This is a genomic window from Bacteroides zhangwenhongii, assembly GCF_009193325.2.
Classification (GTDB): Bacteria; Bacteroidota; Bacteroidia; order Bacteroidales; family Bacteroidaceae; genus Bacteroides; species Bacteroides zhangwenhongii.
Genome location: NZ_CP059856.1, coordinates 161,383 through 185,286, shown reverse-complemented (window position 1 = coordinate 185,286; position 23,904 = coordinate 161,383). Strand labels below are relative to the sequence as shown.

21 protein-coding genes, 1 tRNA gene and 3 pseudogenes are annotated in these 23,904 nt (G+C 43.4%); 17 read left to right on the top strand and 8 right to left on the bottom strand.

What is annotated here, in order from left to right; genetic code table 11:
* Positions 1-34 precede the first annotated feature (34 nt).
* The 4 genes and pseudogenes from GD630_RS00860 to GD630_RS00845 all read left to right on the top strand — a co-directional run.
* Positions 35-583 (top strand): annotated as a pseudogene (locus tag GD630_RS00860) (TIGR02757 family protein); the annotation flags it as partial.
* 295 nt (positions 584-878) lie between these two features.
* Entirely contained in the window at positions 879-2,108 is a 1,230-nt protein-coding gene (locus GD630_RS00855) for a site-specific integrase (protein WP_143865268.1), read from the top strand.
* Between the two features lie 13 nt (positions 2,109-2,121).
* On the top strand, positions 2,122-3,336 hold the full coding sequence (locus tag GD630_RS00850; RefSeq protein ID WP_143865267.1) for a site-specific integrase: 1,215 nt from the start codon (positions 2,122-2,124) through the stop codon (positions 3,334-3,336).
* Between the two features lie 25 nt (positions 3,337-3,361).
* On the top strand, positions 3,362-3,736 hold the full coding sequence (locus GD630_RS00845; RefSeq protein WP_143865266.1) for a hypothetical protein: 375 nt from the start codon (positions 3,362-3,364) through the stop codon (positions 3,734-3,736).
* Positions 3,737-3,845: 109 nt separating this feature from the next.
* Here the strand turns inward: GD630_RS00845 and GD630_RS00840 are convergent, their stop codons facing one another.
* The 3 genes from GD630_RS00840 to GD630_RS00830 all read right to left on the bottom strand — a co-directional run bounded on the left by GD630_RS00840 (position 3,846) and on the right by GD630_RS00830 (position 4,743).
* Positions 3,846-3,995, bottom strand: coding sequence for a hypothetical protein (locus GD630_RS00840; RefSeq protein WP_182505679.1), 150 nt, complete (start codon positions 3,993-3,995; stop codon positions 3,846-3,848).
* A gap of 83 nt (positions 3,996-4,078) precedes the next feature.
* Positions 4,079-4,384 carry a helix-turn-helix domain-containing protein gene (locus tag GD630_RS00835; RefSeq protein WP_143865265.1) on the bottom strand — a complete coding sequence of 102 codons (306 nt, stop codon included), beginning with the start codon at positions 4,382-4,384 and terminating at the stop codon, positions 4,079-4,081.
* Between the two features lie 47 nt (positions 4,385-4,431).
* On the bottom strand, positions 4,432-4,743 hold the full coding sequence (locus GD630_RS00830; protein WP_143865264.1) for a helix-turn-helix domain-containing protein: 312 nt from the start codon (positions 4,741-4,743) through the stop codon (positions 4,432-4,434).
* Between the two features lie 66 nt (positions 4,744-4,809).
* On the opposite strand from GD630_RS00830, the gene GD630_RS00825 reads away from it, so the two are divergent.
* The 8 genes and pseudogenes from GD630_RS00825 to GD630_RS00790 all read left to right on the top strand — a co-directional run bounded on the left by GD630_RS00825 (position 4,810) and on the right by GD630_RS00790 (position 14,689).
* Positions 4,810-5,025, top strand: a complete 216-nt coding sequence (locus GD630_RS00825) for a hypothetical protein (RefSeq protein WP_238482952.1) — start codon at positions 4,810-4,812, stop codon at positions 5,023-5,025.
* 276 nt (positions 5,026-5,301) lie between these two features.
* Entirely contained in the window at positions 5,302-5,847 is a 546-nt protein-coding gene (locus GD630_RS00820; RefSeq protein ID WP_143865263.1) for a DUF3408 domain-containing protein, read from the top strand.
* Positions 5,848-6,127: 280 nt separating this feature from the next.
* A pseudogene (mobA, locus tag GD630_RS00815) lies at positions 6,128-6,562 on the top strand (conjugal transfer protein MobA).
* Positions 6,563-6,839: 277 nt separating this feature from the next.
* Positions 6,840-7,721 (top strand): helix-turn-helix domain-containing protein, encoded by an 882-nt coding sequence (locus GD630_RS00810; protein WP_143865262.1) that lies wholly within the window; start codon positions 6,840-6,842, stop codon positions 7,719-7,721.
* 75 nt (positions 7,722-7,796) lie between these two features.
* Positions 7,797-10,322 carry an excinuclease ABC subunit UvrA gene (locus GD630_RS00805; RefSeq protein ID WP_143865261.1) on the top strand — a complete coding sequence of 842 codons (2,526 nt, stop codon included), beginning with the start codon at positions 7,797-7,799 and terminating at the stop codon, positions 10,320-10,322.
* Positions 10,323-10,429: 107 nt separating this feature from the next.
* Entirely contained in the window at positions 10,430-10,936 is a 507-nt protein-coding gene (locus GD630_RS00800) for an NAD(P)H-dependent oxidoreductase (protein ID WP_143865260.1), read from the top strand.
* 126 nt (positions 10,937-11,062) lie between these two features.
* Positions 11,063-13,369 carry a hybrid sensor histidine kinase/response regulator gene (locus tag GD630_RS00795; protein WP_143865259.1) on the top strand — a complete coding sequence of 769 codons (2,307 nt, stop codon included), beginning with the start codon at positions 11,063-11,065 and terminating at the stop codon, positions 13,367-13,369.
* Positions 13,362-14,689 (top strand): annotated as a pseudogene (locus GD630_RS00790) (sigma-54-dependent transcriptional regulator). Before GD630_RS00795 ends, GD630_RS00790 begins: the two are co-directional and overlap by 8 nt.
* 144 nt (positions 14,690-14,833) lie before the next feature.
* On the opposite strand, the gene GD630_RS00785 reads toward GD630_RS00790, so the two are convergent.
* The 4 genes from GD630_RS00785 to GD630_RS00770 all read right to left on the bottom strand — a co-directional run bounded on the left by GD630_RS00785 (position 14,834) and on the right by GD630_RS00770 (position 18,113).
* Positions 14,834-15,949: a site-specific integrase gene (locus tag GD630_RS00785; RefSeq protein ID WP_143865258.1), complete on the bottom strand. Its 1,116-nt coding sequence runs from the start codon at positions 15,947-15,949 to the stop codon at positions 14,834-14,836.
* Between the two features lie 242 nt (positions 15,950-16,191).
* Positions 16,192-16,264 (bottom strand) — tRNA-Lys (locus GD630_RS00780).
* A gap of 93 nt (positions 16,265-16,357) precedes the next feature.
* Complete coding sequence (locus tag GD630_RS00775; protein ID WP_143865257.1) at positions 16,358-17,491, bottom strand: AI-2E family transporter; 1,134 nt, start codon at positions 17,489-17,491, stop codon at positions 16,358-16,360.
* 22 nt (positions 17,492-17,513) lie between these two features.
* Positions 17,514-18,113: a thymidine kinase gene (locus tag GD630_RS00770; RefSeq protein WP_143865256.1), complete on the bottom strand. Its 600-nt coding sequence runs from the start codon at positions 18,111-18,113 to the stop codon at positions 17,514-17,516.
* A gap of 139 nt (positions 18,114-18,252) precedes the next feature.
* On the opposite strand from GD630_RS00770, the gene GD630_RS00765 reads away from it, so the two are divergent.
* The 4 genes from GD630_RS00765 (at position 18,253) to GD630_RS00750 (ending at position 21,157) form a co-directional block, all read left to right on the top strand.
* Positions 18,253-18,789 (top strand): hypothetical protein, encoded by a 537-nt coding sequence (locus tag GD630_RS00765; RefSeq protein WP_143865255.1) that lies wholly within the window; start codon positions 18,253-18,255, stop codon positions 18,787-18,789.
* A gap of 7 nt (positions 18,790-18,796) precedes the next feature.
* Positions 18,797-19,471: a 16S rRNA (cytidine(1402)-2'-O)-methyltransferase gene (rsmI, locus tag GD630_RS00760; RefSeq protein WP_143865254.1), complete on the top strand. Its 675-nt coding sequence runs from the start codon at positions 18,797-18,799 to the stop codon at positions 19,469-19,471.
* A gap of 36 nt (positions 19,472-19,507) precedes the next feature.
* Positions 19,508-20,365, top strand: coding sequence for a Cbp1 family collagen-binding glycoprotein adhesin (locus tag GD630_RS00755; protein ID WP_143865253.1), 858 nt, complete (start codon positions 19,508-19,510; stop codon positions 20,363-20,365).
* 99 nt (positions 20,366-20,464) lie between these two features.
* Positions 20,465-21,157 (top strand): YjjG family noncanonical pyrimidine nucleotidase, encoded by a 693-nt coding sequence (locus GD630_RS00750; protein WP_143865252.1) that lies wholly within the window; start codon positions 20,465-20,467, stop codon positions 21,155-21,157.
* Positions 21,158-21,333: 176 nt separating this feature from the next.
* On the opposite strand, the gene GD630_RS00745 is transcribed toward GD630_RS00750, so the two are convergent.
* On the bottom strand, positions 21,334-22,509 hold the full coding sequence (locus GD630_RS00745) for a site-specific integrase (protein ID WP_143865251.1): 1,176 nt from the start codon (positions 22,507-22,509) through the stop codon (positions 21,334-21,336).
* Positions 22,510-22,647: 138 nt separating this feature from the next.
* Between GD630_RS00745 and hflX the strand changes: the two genes are divergently transcribed.
* Positions 22,648-23,904, top strand: a complete 1,257-nt coding sequence (gene hflX / locus GD630_RS00740) for a GTPase HflX (RefSeq protein ID WP_143865250.1) — start codon at positions 22,648-22,650, stop codon at positions 23,902-23,904.

The window sequence follows — 23,904 nt, the reverse complement described above, 5'->3', positions numbered from 1 at the left end:
CTTTTGTGCTTTCAATACTTGATACTTTCTCAAAATGACTGAAGATATAAAGAATAAACTTTTGATGTGTGCGGAGATTTATCATCGTGCAGACTTTATTATAAGTGATCCGGTGCAGTTCCCTCATCGATATACGTTGAAGCAGGATATTGAAATCAGTGGTCTGTTGACGGCAATTATGAGTTTTGGCAATCGCAAACAGATATTGAAGAAGGCGGACGAACTGCATAGATTAATGGGAGATTCACCTTATCAATATGTATTGTCCCGCCAGTGGGAGAAGGATTTTCCTTCGGGAGCGACCAATAGCTTTTATCGGATGTTGTCGTATGCTGATTTTTATGGATACTTTCGGCATTATATATAGCTTATACACAGTTTGAAAGTCTGGAGGAAGCTTTGATGTTATATCCCGGAATACCAATGGAAAAGTTATGTGCATTTCTTGAAGTTTCTGCCAAAAGTCCTCAAAAGAAACTGAATATGTTTTTGCGTTGGATGATTCGTCGGGATTCGGAGGTCGATTTGGGAAAGTTTTGATCGCAGAGATTTGATTGTTCCTTTAGATACACATGTATGCCGGGCAACATGCAACAGAATAGCCAAAGCAAGCGACTGTGGATAGGTATAGATTAAACGTAAACCGTTAGAAATAAGCGGTATTTCAATATTTTGCCAAGTTGTGAAAATGCAAACGAAAACGGAATATTGAGGTTGTTCAGTTACCAAACCGTTAGCCGGGCAGTTACCTAAACGGGAACAGGTAACGGCAAGCGATGAAAAGAAATCCTCACCGTTTTGTTTGCGTTAATACACAGTGTTTTGCGTGTCAAGAGACGCTTATATGGCAAGTAAATTTGCACTTAAAATATAAGCGTATGAAAGTAGAAAAATTCAAGGTGCTGCTCTACCTCAAAAAGAGCGGACTGGACAAGTCGGGCAAGGCTCCCATCATGGGACGTATCACCGTGAACCGCACGATGGCGCAGTTCAGTTGCAAGCTGTCCTGCACTCCCGAACTGTGGAATCCCCGTGAAAGCCGTCTGAACGGCAAGAGCAAGGAGGCGGTGGAAACCAATGCCAAGATTGAGAAACTGCTGTTGGCGGTGAACAACGCCTTCGACAGCCTTGTGAGCCGTAAGGTAGATTTTGATGCCACCGATGTGAAAAATCATTTTCAAGGTAGTATGGAAACACAGATGACCCTCATGCGAATGACGGATGTTGTCTGTGATGACCTCAAAGCCCGTATCGGCATAGACCGCGCGAAAGGGACTTATCCCGGCTATCACTATATGCGTCTGACCCTCGGAGAGTTCATCAAGCATCAGTACAAGGTCAAGGATTTGGCATTCGGGCAACTGACGGAACAGTTCATCCACGACTATCAGGCATTCGTTATGGAAAACAAGGGCTATGCGATAGATACCGTCCGCCATCATCTTGCCATCCTGAAGAAGATATGCCGTCTGGCTTATAAGGAGGGGTATGCCGACAGAATCCACTTCCGGCATTTTACCTTGCCGAAGAAGACTGAAACGACACCGCGGGCATTGAGCCGTAAATCGTTTGAGAGAATCCGTGATGTGGAAATACCTGCTTACCGCAAATCCCACATGCTGGCAAGGGATATGTTTCTCTTCGGGTGCTACACCGGGGTCTGTTATGCGGATGTTGTCTCTATTACCCATGAGAATCTGTATACTGATGAGGGCGGGGCTTTGTGGCTGAAGTATCGAAGAAAGAAAAACGAACTCCGTGCCAGCGTGAAACTGTTGCCCGAAGCGATTGCGCTGATTGAGAAGTATCACAGTGAGGACAGGGACACACTGTTCCCTTTATTGCATTGGCCAAACCTCCGAAGGCACATGAAGGCGTTGGCGGCATTGGCTGGCATTAAAGACGACTTGTGCTATCATCAGGCAAGGCACAGTTTCGCCTCGTTAATCACGCTCGAAGCAGGTGTGCCGATTGAGACCATCAGCCGGATGCTGGGGCACTCCGACATTTCCACCACTCAGGTATATGCCCGTGTCAGTCCCCAAAAACTGTTCGAGGACATGGACAAGTTCATAGAGGCGACCCAGGATTTCAAATTAACCCTATAAATCCAACAACGATATGCGAAGCACATTTTCATTATTACCCTACATCAACCGCAGCAAAGTGAGGGCTGACGGCACGACCGCCGTACTCTGCCGTATAACCATTGACGGCAAGCAGACTGCCATAAGCACAGGCATCTATTGCCGCCCCGAAGATTGGAACAGCAAGAAGAATGAGATAAAGGCCATCAGGGAGAACAACCGCTTGCGGGAATACCTGCGTCTGACGGAAGAAGCCTATGCCGAGATACTTAAATCGCAAGGCGTGGTCAGTGCCGAGATGTTGAAGAACCATATCTCCCTGAACAACATCCATCCGACCACTTTATTGCAAATGGGTGAATGGGAACGCGAGCGGTTGAAGAGGCATTCCGAAGAGATTGATTCCACATCCTCCTATCGGGCTTCAATGTACTACCAAAAGTACCTGACGGACTTTATAGTGTCAATCGGGAAAAAGGATATTCCTCTTGAAGAAGTGACGGAGGATTTCGGCAAGTCTTACAAAGCCCACTTGAAGAAATGCAAGAACTTCGGGGTGTCACAGACCAACCATTGCCTGCGTTGGCTGAACAGGCTGTTGTACCTTGCGGTCGATAAGGAGATTATCCGTGTAAATCCCTGCGAGGACTTGGAGTATGAGACAAAGCCGGAGGCAAGGCATAGGTACATCAGTCGCGAGGAGTTCAGGAAGATACTTTCCACGCCGATGTATGACAAGCGGATGGAACTGGCAAGACGAGCATTCATCTTTTCGAGCCTGACGGGACTGGCGTATGTGGACATCAAACTTCTTCATCCCCATCATATCGGGACAAATGCGGAGGGCAGACGGTATATTCGCATCAACCGCAAGAAGACAAAGGTGGAGGCGTTCATCCCCTTGCATCCCATAGCGGAGCAGATATTGTCGTTGTATAACACAACTGATGATGAGAAGTCCGTGTTTCCTCTTCCCAACCGTGATGCCCTATGGTTTGAGGTTCACGAGTTGGGAGTAACCATAGGAAAAGAGGAAAACTTGACCTATCATCAAAGTCGGCACAGCTTCGGAACATTCCTGATTTCTGCGGACATTCCGATTGAGAGTATCGCCAAGATGATGGGACACTCCAATATCAGGACGACACAGGGATATGCACGGATAACTGATGATAAAATCTCCAAAGACATGGACAAACTGATGGAGCGAAGAAAGAAAATATCGGCTGGCGAAAAGAAAAAATCATAAATAATCATCATAAGATAAGGGAATTATGAACAGAGGAATAATAACAATCAGTGAAATGGGGACAATTACAATCTCTACTACTACCGTGTGGATGACCAAGTTCGAGATAGCCGACCTGTTCGGGGTGTTCTCCTGCGACATCCGCAAGGTAATACGGGCAATCTACAAAAATAAGGAGTTGAACGAAACTGATACGATGAAGTATATCAAGCAAACTGACGGCATCAGCTATGATGTTTACAACCTTGAAATGGTCATAGCCGTTGCTTTCAGGATATGCAGCAGAGAGAGTATCCGATTCCGGCAGTTTGTGATGAATGAAATCTGCGCCACCAAGAAAGGAAGCCCAATAACATTGTTCTTCTCTTGTGGCAAGGGCGGCAACCTATGGTATAACTGAGGTTCATCCCGTCAGCCACCTGTTCCCGATGCACGGATGCAAAAGTAGCGTGTGGCTTTGACGGCATTGGCAAGGTCAGGCGGCAGAGCCGTTTCGGGCGGAATCTTCCTCAAACGGGGTTGAGCGTATTCAGCCCGAAAACCTTGCCATTGCCAGCCACACGCTTGAAAGGCATCCGGCAACGGAAACAAGCGACTGACGGGAAATCAGAAGAAACAGAGGAACGGCTTACAGACGAAGCTAAACATTGATGCTTCATCCGTAAACCGTTCCTTTTTCTTTTTGTTGTACCATTGCTGCCGCAAGTATGGGCAGACGGCAAACTGCGCTCCTTCAAGAAAATCAGGTTGCCGTCAGTCGGTATGCGGAACGGTAGCCGTCAGCCAGCATCCTTTCGATGTCGGATTCACGGTAGAGGATTTTGCCGCCCAATTGGATATAGGCAATACGTCCCTCGTTACGGTAGTCCTGAAGCGTCCGGCGGCTCACCTTCAACCGAGCTGATACCTCCTTGTCGGTGAAGAAACGCTCCCCGTTCAGTGTCGGGCGGTAGTTGGCGGTCAGATGCTCTACGTTGACCAGAAGACGGTCAAGGCTACCCATGAAGTGGATTATCCACTCGTTGTCCTTGTTTATCAATTCATTCATACGTTTTGGATTTTAGTGGGTATTATCAGTTATGTACTATACTTGGTTTATATAGTTCTGCCTTTGAACCTTGCTTCTTTCCGCCTGTCCTCCACGACGGGGACGATGCGTTGCACATCTTCGGGACGGTAATAGGTCTTGTGATTTATCTGTGAATAAGCCAACGTGCCGTTGTCCCGAAGTGTCTGCAATGTTCGTGGGCTGATGTTGAGCATCCGGCACACGTCCTGATTGTCCATCCACTCACTCATTTTCTTTTCACCGTGCCGATGGCAGATGGCATCCATCCGGCTGACGAAGCGGTCGAACTTGGCGACCATCGCCTCAAAGGTCTTTCTTTCGATTGATACGATTTCCATATTGTCTTTCTTTTAGTTGTTACTGTTTCTTTTGCCGCAAAGGAATATATAATCCGTTACTTGACAATGGGTTTTCCGAAAGTGGTAGCGTGTTGCGCTGATACGGCAGTCATTGTCCGGGATGCCGACTTTCCTTTGGCGGCTATCATTCCTTCTCCCGCAAAGAAATACATAATCCGGCATCCGGCAATGGTTTTATTCCTGTCTGGCAGCAAGTGGCACAGGGTGGTAGAGGTTGGCACAGGCATAACCCACCAATTGCCCAATCCGTTCAGCCATTAGTCCTTAATTTCCATATTTAATAAGGAAGCTACAGTCCAGATAAGGGCTTAATTCAAAATTGCCCGTAATTGAACCTTTCCCCTTTCAGTCATATATATCTGGCAAAACGGTGAAGTCCTCACTGCTTTGTCAATCACCATAAAGCAGAACCACACAAAATTGCCTAAGCGAACCCAAGTGCTTGACCGACTGCACCGGAGTATCTTACTTTGCTCCCGACAAACGGTCACCCATGCGCATGAGACCACCAAGTATTAACTTTAAAAAATTGACAAAATGGCAAAGAAAAGAAACTACGAGAATGACGAAGCATTCAAGAATTTCAGGATAGAGGACTACCTGCCTGAAATGAAATGGCGTGAGCAGGAGGCAAAGGCTTCCGCACAGAAACAGGAAGCAACCACGGTAGAGGCTGCACTCTTCCCTCCGCTGGATGGGACAGACACAGCTGCAATGCAGGATACGGTGTCCGATGCAGACCGACCTAACGAGCCTGAAAAACGGGATGCACCGGACGGAAAAACGGCAGATAAAACCTCTGTTGAGGATGTCGATGCTCCCACGGGGCAGACTGTCGCCAGACGTATCAGCGGCAAACAGCGCAGGCTTTCGTTGGAGGAGTACCGCGCCACCTACCTGAAAGTCCCGAAGCTTGTCAACCGCAAGCCCGTGTTCGTCAGCGAGGAGGTGCGTGACGAGCTGGACAGGATTGTCGGCAACTTCGGAAAGCGCGGCATGAGCGCATCGGGGCTGATTGAAAACCTCGTCCGTCTGCACCTCGACAGCTACCGTGAGGACTTCGGGCAGTGGCGCAAGCTCTGACAAGATTTCGGAGAACCCGGATGAACCGGTGGATGCACTTCATCGGTTCATCCGATTCTCCAAGTGAATGACTGCACTCGGAAACAAATCCGACAGACGGAGGATTTTTGTGTCCTCAAAGACACAGCAAGATATATTTTCAGTTACCCGAATAATTCTAAGTAACTGAAAACACCTTCACCGCCGTGGGCAGAATTATCCTCCGCAGTCGGATAATTTCGGGGTTCATTAATCAAAGATTAAACAATGGACAAGCCATAAAATTGAAAAAATAAGAAGCATGAAAAAGAAGAGCAAGTACGGGAGAAATCCCAAGTTGAACCCGAAGACGCACTGCGTGATGGTGCGCTTCGACGATGTGGAATGGAACAGGTTCCTGACGATGTACGAGGAATCGAACGTGTACGCGAAAGCTGTCTTTCTCAAGTCGCATTTCTTCGGGCAGAAGTTCAAGGTGCTGAAGGTGGACAAGACGATGCTGGACTACTACACCAAGCTGTCGGACTTCCACGCCCAGTTTCGTGGTATAGGCACGAACTATAATTAGGTTGTCAAGGAGCTGCGCATACACTTCTCGGAGAAGAAGGCGATGGCATTGCTCTACAAGCTGGAGAAGTGTACCATCGACCTTGTGAAGCTGAGCCGGGAGATTGTCGAGCTTTCAAGGGAGATGGAGGCTAAATGGCAACAAAGACGGGGTGATTCTATGGCATAGTGAGATGTCCCTCTGATACGCAGTCCGGCAAATGAACGAAGTTCCACGGGCAATTTCATTGCCGACCATGTTGTAATCGGTCGTCCGGGGCTATATTCCAAAGATGAAAACCGCCCGAAAGGAATGAAAATATGAGGGTTGTGAGGACTGTCTATTTATTGGCAGTCCTCATTCTATATCACTATATTGTCCCAATATTTTATGTACTATTCAATAAATCAAGAAATAAAGGATTTAATCTAATCTTCTTTATGAAGAAAAGAGCTAACTTTGCAATATGAAGAAGATACCATTATATAAATTTTATAGAAAGAAATACCACAAAGAACTGCTGATGGATTTGGTGGACATTGCCTTTATCCGTCCGTGGTTGAAGAAGACACCTATATACCGAGATAATTTTTATCGGGTTATTTTCATAACCGAGGGAGAAGCCAAGTTATCCGTAAACAATCATATTACAACAGTAAGCAAGGGGCAGATTGTTTGTTCTGTTCCGGGAGAAGTATGGCACTGGCTGTCAGATAATGAAACATTGGAGGGATATGTTTTGCTATTCGAAGAGGCATTTCTTCGGTCGTTTTTCTCTGACCACCTTTTCTTGGAAAAAATGCCGTTTTTTACTCCCGACCGTCCCTCTCCATACCTTCAAATGGATGCGATATTGTATGAACAGGTTTTGAATTTACTTCTGCTCACGAAAAGTGAAATCAATAGGAGGGAAAATGCCGATACGCATTTTCTGCGTGCCATGCTCTATGCGTTACTTGTCTTAATAGGGAGGGCAGATGCGAAATCCGGTTTTGGTGGGTATGTAAATATTCCTGTCAGCCGTCATGTTGAGAAGTTTATAAGGCTTGTCAATGAACATTTCATTTCAGAGCATAATACCGAGTTTTATGCAGGGAAATTATGTGTAACAACCAATTATCTGAATAAGATTGTAAAAGATGCGTTAGGGACAACCACCAAATTGTATATACAGGAACGTATTATGGAAGAAGCGCGAAAGTTGTTGGCATATACAAACCTGTCTTCCGCAGAAATTGCCGATATACTCCATTTCAGTACCGCCACTTATTTCAATCGTTTTTTTACACGTAATGGAGGAATGACACCACAAAAATTCCGAGAGAGTGTGTCAAATCCCGAAAATTGACATATCTATCCGCTTTTATATCAGGCTAAGTCGCAATCAATACCTAACTTTGCAGACTTACTATAAGCGGATATTATGAAACTAAAAAATGGTGTACCCGATAAAATCGAAATTCGTGGCGCACGGGTGCATAATCTAAAAAATATTGATGCGTCCATCCCACTTGGGCAACTCGTTGGCATTGCGGGGGTGTCCGGTTCAGGAAAATCGTCTTTGGCTCTCGGTGTGCTGTATGCCGAGGGGTCAAGACGTTATCTTGAATCCCTGTCTACATTTACCCGGAGAAGAATCGCTCAAGCAGGGAAAGCAGTTGTTGACAATATCGAACATATCCCGGCGGCAGTTGCGCTGCAACAACGCCCCGGCATCCCAAGCATAAGAAGTACATTCGGTACAGCGACAGAGCTACTTAATCATCTACGACTTATGTTTTCCCGTTTGGGAAGCCATTGTTGCCCAAACGGACATTTGCTTGATCCTACCATAGATGTAGCGATTGGGAACAAATTACATTGCCCTATATGCGGTTGTGATTTTGACGCCCCCGGTGCAGAATCATTTTCATTTAACGGTGAAGGCGCGTGTGAGAAATGCAATGGAACCGGAATAGTCCGGGAAATCGATAACGATGCACTTGTCCCGGACACTTCTCTGACAATCAATCAAGGAGCAGTCGAGCCGTGGAAGATGTTCGGTATTTCATGGATGTCAAAAGTCGCCGAAGAATTTGGAGTACGGGCTGATATTCCGTTCAAGGATTTAAGTGATACGGAAAAAGATATAGTATATAATGGTGCTGAAATTCAGAAACTGATACTTATTCCATCAAAAAACGGTAAGTTGTTTGAACTTAATACCACATACCGCAATGCGCGCCGCGCAGTTGAAGAAGCGTTAAAGAAAGCCGAAACGGAAAAAGGTCTTGAACGAATAAACAAATACCTGCATTTGTGCTGTTGTCCCGAATGCCAAGGTTCTCGTTATAACGCCAAGGCTTTGTCATCTTTGCTTGGCGGTAAGAATATTGCGGAAGTTTCATCAATGACATTGGATGAACTATTGGCATGGATAACGCAAATCCCGAATAAAATTCCGGAAAGTATGAGAGTTATGGCAGATAGCCTTGTAAAAGAACTTACCAATTCTGCACAACGCCTCATAGAACTTGGAATAGGTTATCTTAGTCTTGACCGCAGTGCAACGACTTTATCCACTGGTGAACGGCAACGTATGCAATTGGCAAGGGCGGTTCGTAATCGGACAACCGGTATGCTATATGTTCTTGATGAGCCGTCAATCGGACTTCACCCGTCAAATGTGGAAGGCCTGCTCGGAGTGATGCAAGACCTTATAAGCGATGGAAATTCTGTTGTATTTGTAGACCATGACATACAAGTGCTCCGTGCAGCGGACTACCTTATAGAAATGGGACCCGGAGCCGGTTATAACGGAGGCAATATAGTTGCCTTGGGGAATGTGGACGCAATTAAGAATAACCGATCTTCAATAATTGGACGATTCCTTGCCGGAACAGAACAAACGATAATCAGAGATTCAATACCGGAAGGTCATATTTTCGACAATGGCTATATAAACATAAAGACAGACAGGCTACATACCGTGCAACCCATTGATGTGGATATCCCTTGTGGTCGTTTAATTGCTGTTACGGGAGTGTCAGGTTCCGGCAAGACAACCTTAGTTTTAGAGGAACTGATACCAGCCTTAGAAGCGCAAATATCGGGAAGACCGTTGCCTGCCTATATCAAAACAGTAACAAACAAGACCATCAAGAAAATCCATTTGATTGATGCTTCGCCTATCGGGATAAATGTCAGATCCACGGTTGCAACATATTCGAACATTCTTGACGATTTACGTAAGATTTTTGCATCTCTCCCCCAATCAAAGGAAAAGGGATACAAAGCTGCGGATTTCTCATACAACACTGGAATATTAAGATGTAAAACCTGTGATGGCACAGGGCAGATTTCAATGGATATGCAATTCCTGCCGGATGTTGATATGGTCTGTCCAGAATGCAAAGGTTCAAGATACGACAAATCGGTTGAAGCCTTAAAATTCCATCCTGACAAGAAAACAAACGAACAAGGTGTATCTCTTTCCGAAATTATGGGATTAACCGTCGAGCAAGCATTAAAACTGTTTGCTGGCAATAAAAAAATATATGAGAAACTGAATCTGCTTAATAATTTGGGATTGGGTTATCTGACGCTTGGTGAATCGACTCCGGCTCTGTCCGGTGGAGAAGCCCAACGATTGAAATTGGCGTCTGAAATGGATAAGCCGCAAAATGACGCTCTTTTTGTATTTGATGAGCCGTCCATCGGTTTACATCCATCCGACATTCGTGTTCTTTTGATGGTGTTTGACAGATTGGTGAGAAACGGAGCGACAGTGATGGTTATCGAACATGATCTTGATATCATAGCCAATGCTGATTATGTAATCGATATGGGACCCGGAGGCGGAGAATATGGTGGTCGCATAGTAGCAGCAGGAACACCTCAACAAATAATGGCAAACCCTGAAAGCATTACTGGAAAATATTTGAATTTTGAACTATCTAAAAGGAAATAGTCCCGAAAAGTGACATCTTAGTCCTTTTTTGTTTTCCCGCTATCTCATTTGCGTGTATTAATTTTGCGTTTGATAAAATAAAGTCTAAAACAAAAATATACAGCGTTATGAGTAGCAACATTTTACTTTTATCGGCACATCCTAATATTGGAGGGTCGAAAGCATGTGCAGCCATGCTTGAAGCAGTCAAAGAGTTGAAAAATGTCAAGGTGGTAGATATCTATAATACTCCCCTTGAAGTAGAAAATTACATCGACGATGTAAAAAACGCCGATGTGCTCGTGTTCCAATTCCCATTTTGGTGGGGAAGTGCCCCCGGTCGCCTCAAAGACTGGCTTGACACATTCATGCTCGGATTTATGGAAAATCCCGGTATGAAAGGCAAGAAACTCCTTGTGGCTACAACAACCGGAGTCGCAGCAGAAGAATATCATGCAGGTGGTGCGGAAGGGTTTACCATTGACGAAATTTTGCGTCCTTACCAAGTAACCGCCATGTATTCCGGCATGACTTATCTTCGTCCATTTGCCATTTATGGGACAATGATGCCGGATGCAGAAGAACGTATTGCAGAGGGAAGCAAGGCGTATAAAGCACTTCTTGAAACTCTCTGATGTAACGAGTACATATACCATCAAAGTTGTAACAGGCTTTGAATAGCAAAATTGCCCAATTCGGTTTTTCCATTGGGCAATTTTTATTATAACTAATCAACGGTTTGCATATTGAAATGTATATAAATGGATAAGTTGCACATAAAAATCATACTGGGTTATATCATAATTTTCGTATTGATATGTACAATTTCCTGTGTGTGGTATTCTGAGTGGAATGAAGTAGAATCGCTGGAAGCTAACAATCAGCGAATTGATGAATTGCGGAAAGAAGTAAACCGTATTCATATCCGACTGATAGAGCTTTCTTTGTCAGGAGAAACTGTATTGGATTGGGACGAAGCGGATTTAGCGAATTACCATGCCCAACGCATTGCATTGGACAGCACATTGTGCCTGTTCAATAAAATTCATTCGATTGAGCGTGTTGACAGCGTGCGCAGTCTTTTGGAAGATAAGGAACGACAGATGTTCCAAATTGTCAGGTTAATGGATGAACAACAATCTATCAACAAAAAGATTGCCAGTCAATCACCGGTTATTGTGCAGAATATTGTGCAGGAACAGCCCAAGAAGCCCAAGCGTAAAGGTTTCTTGGGCATCTTCGGCAAAAAAGAGGAAACGAAACCAACGACAACAACGACTACGCTCCGTTCACCCAATAGAAGCATAGTCAGCGAACAAAAAGAGCAAAGCCGTCGATTGTCGGAACAAGCCGACAGTCTTGCTGCCCGCAATGCAGATCTTAACAGGCAGTTGAAGGGGCTAATCTGTCAAATAGAAAATAAGGTACAAGCCGACCTGCAAGGGCGGGAAGACGAAATAATCGCTATGCGTGAAAAGTCATTCATGCAAGTAGGCGGTCTGATGGGATTTGTTCTTTTGCTGTTGTTAATTTCCTACATCATCATATATCGTGATGCAAAGAGCATCAAACGATACAAGCGCAAGACAACGGATTTGATAGGGCAACTGGAACAATCCGTACAACGGAACGAGGCTCTGATTGCTTCAAGAAAGAAGGCGGTGCATACCATCACCCACGAACTGCGTACACCACTGACTGCAATAACAGGCTATACCGAATTGTTGCGGAAAGAGTGTAGCAAGGGTAACAATGTGCATTTTTTTCAAAGCATACAACAGTCTTCCAACCGTATGCGGGAGATGCTCAACACACTGCTGGACTTCTTCCGTTTGGACAACGGCAAGGAACAGCCCAAAATGCTACCTTGCCGGATATTAGCAATCGCACAGACCCTTGAAACGGAGTTTATGCCAATAGCCATGAACAAAGGGCTGTCGCTAACAGTAAATAACGTAAGCGATACCGTGGTATTGACCGACAAAGAGCGAATAATCCAAATCGGGAACAACCTGCTGTCAAATGCCGTCAAGTTCACGGAGGAAGGTGGTGTATCACTTACAACAGACTACAATAACGGAATTTTGACCCTTGTCGTTGAGGATACGGGCACAGGCATGACCGAAGATGAACAGCAACGGGTATTCGGTGCGTTTGAACGCCTTTCAAATGCCGCCGCAAAGGACGGCTTCGGACTTGGGCTTGCCATTGTGAAGAATATAGTGACGATGCTTAGTGGTAAAATCCGTTTGGAAAGTGAGAAGGGTAAAGGAAGCCGTTTCACGATGGAGATACCCATGCAGAAAGTCGATGAAGTGCCGGAAAAAGAGATACAGATTTATCGGCGAAAGGACAGAAACCTAAATGTTGTAGTCATTGACAATGATGAGGTGCTACTCCTGATGCTGAAAGAGATGTATGCCCAAGAAGGGATACACTGCGATACCTGCACGGATACGGCGGAACTGATGGAAATGATACGCCGGAAAGAATACAACTTGTTGCTGACGGATCTGAATATGCCCCATATAAACGGTTTCGAGCTGCTGGAACTTCTGCGCTCGTCCAACGTGGGCAATTCTCAGACAATCCCCGTGGTTGTGGCAACCGCTTCGGGCAGTTGCGATGCGGAGGAACTTTTGGAACGTGGCTTTGCCGGATGCCTGTTCAAGCCGTTTTCCATATCGGAACTGATGGAGGTTTCCGACAGATGCGCCATAAAAACAACTCCCAATGAAAAGATTGATTTTTCTGCTTTATTATCCTACGGCAATGAAGCCGTCATGTTGGAAAAGTTGATAACGGAAACCGAGAAAGAAATGCAGGCGGTTCGTGATGCAGCAAAAGAGAAATACCTGCAAAAACTGGATGCCCTGACACACCATCTGCGCAGTTCGTGGGAGATACTTCGCGCCGACCAACCGTTAAGGGTGCTTTATAGAGTGCTTCACAATGGGGTAACGCCAGATGATAACACCATTCAGCAAGCGGTTAATTCTGTGCTTGATAGAGGTGCGGAGATAGTTCAACAGGCAAAAGAAGAAAGGAGAAAATACGAAAATGGATAAGACAAGAATAATCGTTGTGGAAGACAACATAGTGTATTGCGAGTATATCTGCAATATGCTGGCACGGGAAGGATACGATACCGTGAAGGCTTACCACCTGTCAACAGCGAAGAAACAACTGCAACAAGCGGCAGATGATGATATAGTCGTTTCGGATCTGCGTCTGCCGGACGGTGACGGAATAGAACTGTTGCGCTGGATGCGCAAGGAAGGTAAGATGCAACCGTTCATCATCATGACCGACTACGCCGAAGTGCATACCGCCGTTGAAAGTATGAAACTCGGTTCGATAGACTATATACCTAAAAAACTGATAGAGGATAAACTCGTCCCACTTATTCGTACCATACAGAAGGAGCGTCAGGCAGGACTAAATCGAATACCCGTGTTCGCCCGTGAAGGTTCCGCCTTTCAGAAAATCATGCACAGGATAAAGCTGGTAGCCACTACCGATATGAGCGTGATGATATTCGGGGAGAACGGCACGGGCAAGGAACATATCGCCCACCACCTGCACGAAAAAAGCAAACGGGCTGGCAAACCATTCGTGGCGGTGGACTGTGGCTCACTCACCAAAGAACTTGCGCCGTCGGCTTTCTTCGGACACGTCAAAGGTGCGTTCACGGGTGCGGACAGTACCAAGAAAGGGTATTTCCATGAAGCGGAAGGCGGCACGCTGTTTCTTGACGAGGTGGGCAACCTCGCATTGGAAACCCAACAGATGCTGCTCCGCGCCATACAGGAAAGGCGGTATCGTCCTGTCGGTGACAAATCGGACAGAAGTTTCAATGTCCGTATCATCGCCGCCACTAATGAAGATTTGGAAGTAGCGGTGAATGAAAAGCGTTTCCGGCAAGATTTGCTATATCGCCTGCGTGATTTTGTGATAACCGTGCCGTCCTTGCGTGACTGTAAGGAGGACATTATGCCGCTTGCGGAGTTCTTCCGTGAGATAGCCAACAAAGAGTTGGAATGTAACGTGAGTGGTTTCAGTTCGGAAGCTCGTAAAGCGTTGCTGACCCACACATGGCCGGGCAACGTGCGCGAGCTTCGGCAGAAAATCATGGGAGCCGTATTACAGGCGCAGGAAGGCGTTGTCACGAAAGAGCATTTGGAGCTTAGGATAGCTGAAACAAATTCTGTTGTTGGCTTTTCCCTGCGTAACGATGAGGAAGATAAAGAGCGGATTATACGTGCTTTGAGGCAGGCTGACGGCAACCGGAAGGTTGCCGCAGAACTGAACTGCTTGGAATAAGCAGGACAACACTTTATAATAAACTTGAAGAGTATGGACTTAAATATAAATTTCGGCAACCATAGCCGATAATTTATTGAATTTGACTATCTGCAAAGGTTTATTATTCAAAAAATAATATTATCTTTGCATTTAGGAAAAGCGTTCTTTTGAATTACTGCAAAACAAAGTGAAATACAGAATTTCGCTGGTTTCTAAATCGTTACCTATTAAGCTGAAATATTTTGCAAGTGCCTGAATTTTAGCAAGAAAGAAAATTTGCCATGTCTTGCCACATGGGTTGTCAACTTTTTAGTAATTCCACACAGATCGGCAATTTCTTTCAAATAACTGTTCATCCGTTGATTACAAGGTACAGGAAGCACCATGTTCTTTTGTACACAGATCGGATTGTTCTTGTATTTTTCAGCTATTAATGCGGGAATGTCAAGCAACGGTATGTGACACATGTTATTTGTTTTTTCACGAGGCTTTCGAATCCAATCTTCCCCATTAGGATCTTTTGTAATATGCCCAGGACGTAAATGTTTTATATCCGTAAATGCTAATCCAGACAGGCAACAAAAAACAAAAATGTCGCGTACTATTTCTAAACGAGGTATATTAAATTCTTTTTCCATAATAATATGTAATTCTTCCTCGCTGAGAAATTCTCGGTTAGATTGGGTTTGTTTGAACCTGACTCCGAAGAATGGATTATCCGTCATCCATTTATTTGTAAGTGCCAATGTGATAATTTTCTTTAGGTTCTTTAAATATTTAACAGTTGTATTCTGCGCACAACTTTTTTCAGTTTTGATAAAGAATTCAAAATTGGATATGAACTCACGATTGATATTGCACAGAGGTATATCGTTTAATCGATATTCTTTTTTCAAGAACTCCTCAAGATATCGTACAGTTCTCTCATAACGGAGCACCGTAGCTTTCACCACATCTTTCCCTATTAGCTCACGATACTTTGCGTTATGTTCTTTGAAAACCTCCAATAACATCTTGGGAGTTTGTTTTTCACCATAGAATAACTTCTTCAGAATTTCAGCTGTGATAGGTTTATCATCCTGTTCCAGTTCACGATGAATACGAAGTACGCGGGTACGTACTGTTTCCAGATAGTGGTTAAGTTCCAGATACTTTCTGTCCTTACCAATCGCACATTCCCTTTGGGCATTCCACTTGCCAATTTCCACACTGCGCTTGATTTGAATTTCCGCACGTTTCCCATTTACGGTTATTCTCAGGCAGATAGGAGCCTCTCCGTTTTTCAATAATTTGGCCTTCTTGATGTAGAAAAGGACCGAAAAATAATTTCTTTTCATACTCATACACTTTAAAAGTTTAATGGTTCAAAGTTACTTTTAGAAGCGATGAATAGTATCACGTAAAATGCAGACAATCAGCGAATAAAACACCAATTCGGAGGACTAAAATTTGGAGGAATTTAAGTCCTCCGATTTCACCTGTATTAGGTGTTCCAATTTGCGGTAAAATGCAGGTTTGATATAAAAGAAAAAGCTCTGATAAGTTTGATTATCAGAGCTTTACGCATTTTTGCTGTTTCAAAAAGTGATCCGCCTGGGGCTCGAACCCAGGACCCCAACATTAAAAGTGTTGTGCTCTACCTGCTGAGCTAGCGAATCAATCCTTATTGCAAATCAGTTATTTCCTGATTGCGGGTGCAAAGGTAGCTACTTTTATTTAATTTGCAAGCGTTCTGTAGAAAAAAGTTTTAATTATTTTATCTCTTTATGGTTTGTTTCTTGATTATCAGTTATTTCTGCTTCGTCATATTTTATCTTTTCTTTATTGATAATAAAACGTTGGTAGTATGAAAGCATTAAAGTCGTTAACGGCAGAGCAATAATCATGCCGAGCATTCCCATCAATGAACCCCAGATAGAGAGAGACAAGAGAATGATGGCAGGGTTTAGGCCGGTGATCTTTCCCATGATTTTGGGGACGAGGAAAGTATCTTGTATGATTTGAACAACAGCGAAGACAGCCAATGCACATGCGATGATGATCCAGAAATTCTCTCCGGTATCTGCAGCTTTGAGAATAGCTAGTAGGACGGTAGGAAAGAAACCGATGATCTGCAAGTAGGGAACCATATTCAGAGCGCCGATGAAGAGTCCCAAAGCGATAGCCATCGGGAAGTCGATAATCAAGAAACCTATGCTAAAAAGAATACCTACGCAAAAAGCAACTAGCGCCTGACCACGGAAATACTTATTCATGCCATCCTGTACGTCACGTACCAGATTGGATGCAAATGTACGGTACTTATTCGGTAACAGATGCAACCATCCTTCGGCTATTGCTTCATAATCCAACAATATAAAGACTACATATAATAATATGATAAAGGAGGTAAAGATACTGAATAAGATATTGAGGGATTCTGCAAGCAATGTCCACAGTCTGGGTACGGTATCCTTGATTGCCGCCAGGATATTCTCCTCACTTAATATACGGTTCAATGCTTGAAGATCAACATATTCGTGAATGAACTCGGAGAGATTCTTAGGTACATTGTTTCCGGCTCCATTGGTGAGATAAGTCACTAATAAATCGTTCATTCTGCTCATTTCGGAAATCATAGGCGGTACTAGCAAATAAAATACGGTGATTCCGATAGCGCTAATCAGAAACAAAGCACAGAAAATGGAAAGGATACGGCTTTTCAATCGTAGCTTATATTGGAAGAGCTTGACTAACGGATAAATCATATAAGCAATCAACCAGGCAATGAAGAAAGGCAATAACACTCCGCTGAGACGTTCTACAAGCATCAATATTCCTACTACTAATACACATCCGATAGAGCCGCGTATGAAACTGTCGAATGTTATCTTCTTTCTTTCCATAATCTGTTTTTATTTATAGAGTTTATATTTGCTTTTCGTCTTCTTCGCGTGCACGGAGATAACATTCCCTGCACAAAGGCTCGTATTCGGACGTTTCGCCCAAAAGAACCTGTTTTTCATTCTTCACTGTACGATGAGAGAAAGAAGCCAACTGTCCGCATTTTACACAGATTGCATGAACTTTGGAAACTTCGTCGGCTATGGCGCATAATTGAGGCATAGGTCCGAACGGATTACCTTTGAAGTCCATATCCAGTCCGGCTACAATGACGCGTATACCGTTATTGGCAAGCTGATTGCATACGTCGACCAGCCCACTGTCGAAAAATTGTGCTTCATCGATACCTACTACATCTATCTCGGAAGTAAACAGCAGGATACTGGCTGATGAATCAATAGGGGTGGAGGCGATGGAATGACTGTCGTGAGAGACTACGTCTTCTTCCGAGTAACGTGTATCGATGGCCGGTTTGAATATCTCTACACGTTGTTTGGCAAACTTTGCCCTTTTCATTCTGCGGATTAACTCCTCTGTCTTTCCGGAGAACATGGAGCCGCAGATAACTTCGATTCTACCTCTTCTTCTTGTCTCCTGTATGTGGTCTTCTGAAAATAGTACCATGTGATTTTGTGTTTTCTTGATTAAATAATATGCGGACAAAGGTAAGCAATTCAATGTGCAAGAACTGTTAAATTATCCATTATTTTAAGTTATTGCATAATTTATTCCTACATTCGCATCATATTAACAATAGACTAGTATGAAACAGAAGTTGTTAACAGATATTGAGTTGGATGTTCATGGGTTGAAGTATCTGATGGACTTATATTCTAAAGAACCGACTAAGGCTGTGTTTGAACTGTTGAAACAGAACATTCTTCATATGCAGGGATGTTTGGATGAGGTATTGCAGGAATTGGAACCTGTTCGGGAAAATGCTTCTGTTCCTTGCGAGAATGCTTCTGAACCTGTGGTGGAAGAGGTGATAGTAGAGACAAAAGTGTCGGCCGATACTGAGACGGAGGAAGTCAAGCCTTCTTCTGTATTGGGCGAAAGTATAAAGACCTCTGCCGGTTTGCGTCATTCTATCAGTCTGAATGACTCTTTTCGTTTCTCACGTGAATTATTCGGAGGGGATGTTGAGTTGATGAATCGTGTTGTGGAGCAACTATCGGCTATGAGCTCTTATAAAACAGCCGTTGCGTTCCTTTCTTCAAAAGTTAATTTCAACGAGGAAAACGAAACATTAAGTGACTTCCTTGAGTTATTAAAGAAGTATTTTAACCAATCAGCATGAGAGAAGAATGGGAAAGCTATATGTAGTGCCGACGCCGGTAGGGAATCTGGAAGACATGACCTTTCGGGCTGTCAAAGTCTTGAAAGAAGTCGATCTGATTTTGGCGGAAGACACACGCACTTCCGGAATCTTGCTGAAACATTTTGAAATAAAGAACGCAATGCAATCACACCATAAATTTAATGAACATAAAACGGTGGAAAGTGTTGTTAATAGAATAAAGGCAGGTGAAACGGTGGCATTAATTTCGGACGCCGGAACACCCGGAATCTCAGATCCCGGATTTTTGGTTGTTCGTGAATGCGTACGCAACGGCATTGAAGTGCAGTGCCTGCCGGGAGCGACCGCTTTTGTTCCGGCGCTTGTTGCATCGGGATTGCCGAATGAGAAGTTCTGTTTTGAGGGATTCCTTCCTCAGAAGAAAGGACGACAGACACGATTGAAGGCATTGGCGGAAGAACGCCGTACTATGGTGTTTTATGAATCGCCCCACCGTCTGTTGAAGACGTTGACGCAGTTTGCCGAGTATTTCGGTATGGAGCGTCAGGCAACCGTGTCGCGAGAAATATCCAAACTCCATGAAGAAACAGTTCGGGGTAGTTTGGCTGAATTGATAGAGCGCTTTACCGCTACCGAACCGCGTGGCGAGATTGTGATAGTATTAGCAGGAATAGACGATTAAAATAACTTCATTTTAAAAAACGTAAAACGTAGACGTATGAAAAAGTTAGCAGTTTTATTTGTGTGCGTAGCCATGTTGGCTTCGTGTGATAGCTTTAAAGGTGGAAATAAAGACTTGAAGGCTGAAAATGATTCTCTTTTGATGGAACTTACCCAGCGCAATGCTGAACTGGATGATATGATGGGGACTTTCAATGAAGTACAGGAAGGTTTCCGTAAGATCAACGCTGCCGAAAGCCGTGTGGACTTACAACGCGGAACGATCACTGAGAATTCAGCCAGTGCGAAACAACAGATTGCTTCCGACATCGAGTTTATATCTAAACAGATGGAAGAGAACAAGGCACAGATTGCCAAGTTGCAGGCTCAACTGAAGAATAGTAAGTATAACTCTACTCAACTGAAGAAAGCGGTTGAGGCTTTGACAGCTGAGTTAAATGCAAAACAACAGCGTATTGAAGAACTCCAGACTGAATTGGCTTCTAAGAATATACGTATTCAGGAATTGGATGCTGCCGTTAGCGATCTTTCTGCAGAAAAAGAAACATTGGCTGCCGAAAACGAGGCAAAAGCTAAAACCGTTGCCGAGCAGGAAAAGAGCCTGAACGCAGCATGGTTTGTATTCGGTACAAAATCAGAGTTAAAAGCTCAGAAGATTCTTCAAAGCGGAGATGTGCTGAAAAGTGCTGATTTCAACAAGGATTATTTCACTCAAATCGATATCCGTACAACTAAAGAAATCAAGTTGTACTCTAAGCGTGCCGAACTGTTGACTACTCATCCGGCAGGTTCATACGAATTGGTGAAAGACGATAAAGGTCAGTTGACATTGAAAATTACTAATCCTACTGAATTCTGGAGTGTATCCAAATACTTGGTCATCCAGGTAAAATAGAGTAGATATCACTTTTGAATGGCCGATGTGCTGATTCCTGAATTTAAGAAATCGGCACATTGGCTTTTTTGTTTCTTATTATATACTCACTAACTACTGATGAAATATAAAAATCTATTTTTTGATCTTGACGATACTATTTGGGCCTTTTCTCAAAATGCCCGTGACACTTTTGAAGAAGTGTACCAGAAATATTCATACGGACGCTATTTTGATTCGTTCGATCATTTTTATGCAATTTATCAAAAGAGAAATACTGAACTCTGGGTTGAATATGGTGAAGGAAAGATCACGAAAGATGAATTGAACCGCCAACGTTTCTTTTATCCTTTGATGTCGGTAGGGGTGGAGGATGAAGCATTGGCGGAACAGTTTTCGAAAGATTTCTTTTCTATTATTCCTACCAAAAGAGGCTTAATGCCATACGCAAAAGAGGTGTTGGAATATCTTGCTCCGAAATATAATCTTTATATACTTTCCAACGGTTTTCGTGAATTGCAATCACGCAAGATGCGTTCGGCAGGTGTGGATGGTTATTTTAAGAAGGTGATTCTTTCGGAAGATCTCGGGGTGTTGAAGCCTTACCCTGAAATATTTAATTTTGCTCTGTCGACCACTCAGTCTGAGTTGCGGGAATCATTAATGATTGGTGACAGCTGGGAAGCTGATATTACCGGAGCTTATGGAGTTGGAATGCATCAGGTTTTCTACAATGTGACGGAGCGGACTACTTTCCCTTTTCTTCCTACTTACCAGATCCACTCTTTGAAGGAATTAATGAATTTGCTATAGGCTTGCTAGTGTGAACTGTACTTCATGATTTGTGTCAGAACTCGTTTTTCACCACAGATTACACGGATTAACACAGATGATAAATGCAGATTATCAATGCGCGGATTTTAATCTGTGTTAATCCGTGTAATCTGTGGTGATGTGGTGAATTATGCTATGTTTGTGTGTGGGTAGTGTTACTCATTCTTTTGTGAAGCAGCTTTTTCGAGGTCACGTACGATTGTGATGTCCATTATATTGGCATATACCTGAGTGGTTTTTACACTTTTGTGTCCCAACAATTTTTGTACGGTAGTTATATTTGCACCGTTATATATTAATAAGGTAGCATTCGTGTGGCGGGCCACATGGAAAGAAATGTGTTTGCTGATTCCTGCCAATTTGGCTAGTACATTCAGTTCCTTGTTAAGATTGGAATTATCTTTTAACTTGAAAAAACTATCGAGGTCATTCTTGTAGCGGTGGAGTATATGAACACCTTTGCCCTCGAACAATAGGTATAATGGAAGGCGTACCTCAGTGCCTGTTTTGACAGATTTATAGATAAGCCAAAATTCCCTATGAAACTCAATGATATTCTCGGAGGTCAGGTGAGTGAAATCAGAATATCGTAACCCAGCGTAACAACAAAATAAAAAGGCATCTTTGGGCTTTTGTAATTTTGCAAACTTTTCTGTGAGTTGAACTTCTTCCAGTTTATGCAATTCTTCAGGAGACAAATGGGTATGTCTGCCTTCTACACTTTTGATTCTATATTTTCTGAAGGCATATTTCTGTATATCCATATATTCTTTATTAATAGCAATATTGACATAACGTTTTAGATGTTTCATGTGCTTGGCAACCGTATTAAGATGATATCCCCGAGATTGCAAATAAGAATCGAATGAGGAAACAAATTCAAATGTGAGGTCTGTAAAGAAGATCTCTTTTTTGAACGCTTGAAGTAATTCGAGGGTGGAAAGATGGTTGTGCTTGGTACTTTCTTTCAAAGAAGAGGTTGCTAGTTCTTCTTTATAGAAATCTAAAAAAGACTTTTCGTTGCTTACAGGTTTCTCAAGTAAGTCCTTTAATAAACTCAATGAAATCTCTTTTCCCTGTTGCCACAATCCGAGTTCTGTTTGCTCTATTGTAGATATATATTCGTATAACATACAGTTTAGGATGTCTGCATTAGGATGGTTCTTTACCATTTTCCGTTTGTCGTCCCATTGGTTTGGTTTAATATAGATTTTAGTGGAGAGATACATCTTTTTCTTATTAAGGTAAGCTTCCACTTGTATTAATGCCATTCCTCTCTTATTCAAATTCTTTTTTCTGTTAAACACAAGGTTGTAACTAATCTTTTCCATACTTCTGTTTTTTTTATTGATGTTAGAACAATTTAGATGTAGTTCTGTGCTACATCGGTGATGAATATGCATTAATATCTCTAAAAAGATTATCTTTTTTTGCTATATTTGCACCCATATTATTATTAAAAATAAAGAATGAAAGAATTTGTAATATCCGAAGCCAAAGTAGAGACAGCAGTACTGGTCGGACTCATCACTCAGACGCAGGATGAGCGTAAAACGAACGAGTATCTGGATGAATTGGCATTCCTTGCCGAGACGGCTGGGGCGGAAGTAGTGAAACGATTTACACAGAAGTTGCCGACGGCTAACTCGGTGACTTATGTAGGAAAAGGAAAACTGGAAGAGATAAGAACATATATCCGTAACGAAGAGGAGGAAGAACGTGAAGTGGGAATGGTTATCTTTGATGATGAGCTTTCCGCGAAACAAATCCGTAATATCGAAGCCGAATTGAAGGTGAAGATACTTGACCGTACTTCGCTGATTCTTGATATATTTGCCATGCGTGCCCAGACTGCCAATGCTAAAACACAGGTGGAATTGGCGCAATATAAATATATGTTGCCACGCTTGCAACGCCTTTGGACTCACTTGGAACGCCAGGGAGGTGGCTCCGGTGCAGGTGGAGGTAAAGGCTCGGTGGGACTTCGTGGTCCGGGTGAAACACAGCTTGAAATGGACCGTCGTATCATCCTGAACCGTATGTCGTTGCTGAAAGAACGTCTGGCAGACATTGATAAGCAGAAGGCTACCCAGCGTAAAAATCGCGGACGCATGATTCGTGTTGCTTTAGTGGGGTATACCAATGTTGGTAAATCGACCATTATGAACCTCCTGTCCAAGAGCGAGGTATTTGCGGAGAATAAGCTGTTTGCAACGCTGGATACCACTGTCCGTAAGGTAATTATCGAGAATCTACCGTTCCTTTTGTCAGATACGGTCGGATTTATCCGTAAGTTACCTACCGATTTGGTGGACTCTTTCAAATCAACATTGGATGAGGTGCGCGAAGCCGACCTGCTGGTGCACGTAGTGGATATTTCCCATCCCGGATTTGAAGAACAGATTGAAGTGGTAAATAAGACACTGGCCGAGATTGGCGGCGGTGGCAAACCCATGATACTTGTATTTAATAAAATAGATGCTTACACTTACATAGAGAAAGCATCGGACGACCTTACCCCCCGAACAAAAGAAAACTTGACACTCGAAGAGCTGATGAAGACGTGGATGGCAAAGATGGAGGATAATTGCCTCTTTATTTCCGCCCGCGAGCGAATCAATATGGACGAACTGAAAAATGTAGTTTATCAACGAGTGAAAGAATTGCACGTTCAGAAATACCCTTATAACGATTTTCTTTATCAGACCTACGAAGAGGAAGAATAA

Bases quoted from the DNA above. Each gene is read 5' to 3' on its own strand.
- GD630_RS00855 (WP_143865268.1), top strand. From the start codon at position 879: ATGAAAGTAGAAAAATTCAAGGTGCTGCTCTACCTCAAAAAGAGCGGA.
- GD630_RS00850 (WP_143865267.1), top strand. From the start codon at position 2,122: ATGCGAAGCACATTTTCATTATTACCCTACATCAACCGCAGCAAAGTG.
- GD630_RS00845 (WP_143865266.1), top strand. From the start codon at position 3,362: ATGAACAGAGGAATAATAACAATCAGTGAAATGGGGACAATTACAATC.
- GD630_RS00840 (WP_182505679.1), bottom strand. From the start codon at position 3,995: ATGAAGCATCAATGTTTAGCTTCGTCTGTAAGCCGTTCCTCTGTTTCT.
- GD630_RS00835 (WP_143865265.1), bottom strand. From the start codon at position 4,384: ATGAATGAATTGATAAACAAGGACAACGAGTGGATAATCCACTTCATG.
- GD630_RS00830 (WP_143865264.1), bottom strand. From the start codon at position 4,743: ATGGAAATCGTATCAATCGAAAGAAAGACCTTTGAGGCGATGGTCGCC.
- GD630_RS00825 (WP_238482952.1), top strand. From the start codon at position 4,810: ATGGGTTTTCCGAAAGTGGTAGCGTGTTGCGCTGATACGGCAGTCATT.
- GD630_RS00820 (WP_143865263.1), top strand. From the start codon at position 5,302: ATGGCAAAGAAAAGAAACTACGAGAATGACGAAGCATTCAAGAATTTC.
- GD630_RS00810 (WP_143865262.1), top strand. From the start codon at position 6,840: ATGAAGAAGATACCATTATATAAATTTTATAGAAAGAAATACCACAAA.
- GD630_RS00805 (WP_143865261.1), top strand. From the start codon at position 7,797: ATGAAACTAAAAAATGGTGTACCCGATAAAATCGAAATTCGTGGCGCA.
- GD630_RS00800 (WP_143865260.1), top strand. From the start codon at position 10,430: ATGAGTAGCAACATTTTACTTTTATCGGCACATCCTAATATTGGAGGG.
- GD630_RS00795 (WP_143865259.1), top strand. From the start codon at position 11,063: ATGGATAAGTTGCACATAAAAATCATACTGGGTTATATCATAATTTTC.
- GD630_RS00785 (WP_143865258.1), bottom strand. From the start codon at position 15,949: ATGAGTATGAAAAGAAATTATTTTTCGGTCCTTTTCTACATCAAGAAG.
- GD630_RS00775 (WP_143865257.1), bottom strand. From the start codon at position 17,491: ATGGAAAGAAAGAAGATAACATTCGACAGTTTCATACGCGGCTCTATC.
- GD630_RS00770 (WP_143865256.1), bottom strand. From the start codon at position 18,113: ATGGTACTATTTTCAGAAGACCACATACAGGAGACAAGAAGAAGAGGT.
- GD630_RS00765 (WP_143865255.1), top strand. From the start codon at position 18,253: ATGAAACAGAAGTTGTTAACAGATATTGAGTTGGATGTTCATGGGTTG.
- rsmI (WP_143865254.1), top strand. From the start codon at position 18,797: ATGGGAAAGCTATATGTAGTGCCGACGCCGGTAGGGAATCTGGAAGAC.
- GD630_RS00755 (WP_143865253.1), top strand. From the start codon at position 19,508: ATGAAAAAGTTAGCAGTTTTATTTGTGTGCGTAGCCATGTTGGCTTCG.
- GD630_RS00750 (WP_143865252.1), top strand. From the start codon at position 20,465: ATGAAATATAAAAATCTATTTTTTGATCTTGACGATACTATTTGGGCC.
- GD630_RS00745 (WP_143865251.1), bottom strand. From the start codon at position 22,509: ATGGAAAAGATTAGTTACAACCTTGTGTTTAACAGAAAAAAGAATTTG.
- hflX (WP_143865250.1), top strand. From the start codon at position 22,648: ATGAAAGAATTTGTAATATCCGAAGCCAAAGTAGAGACAGCAGTACTG.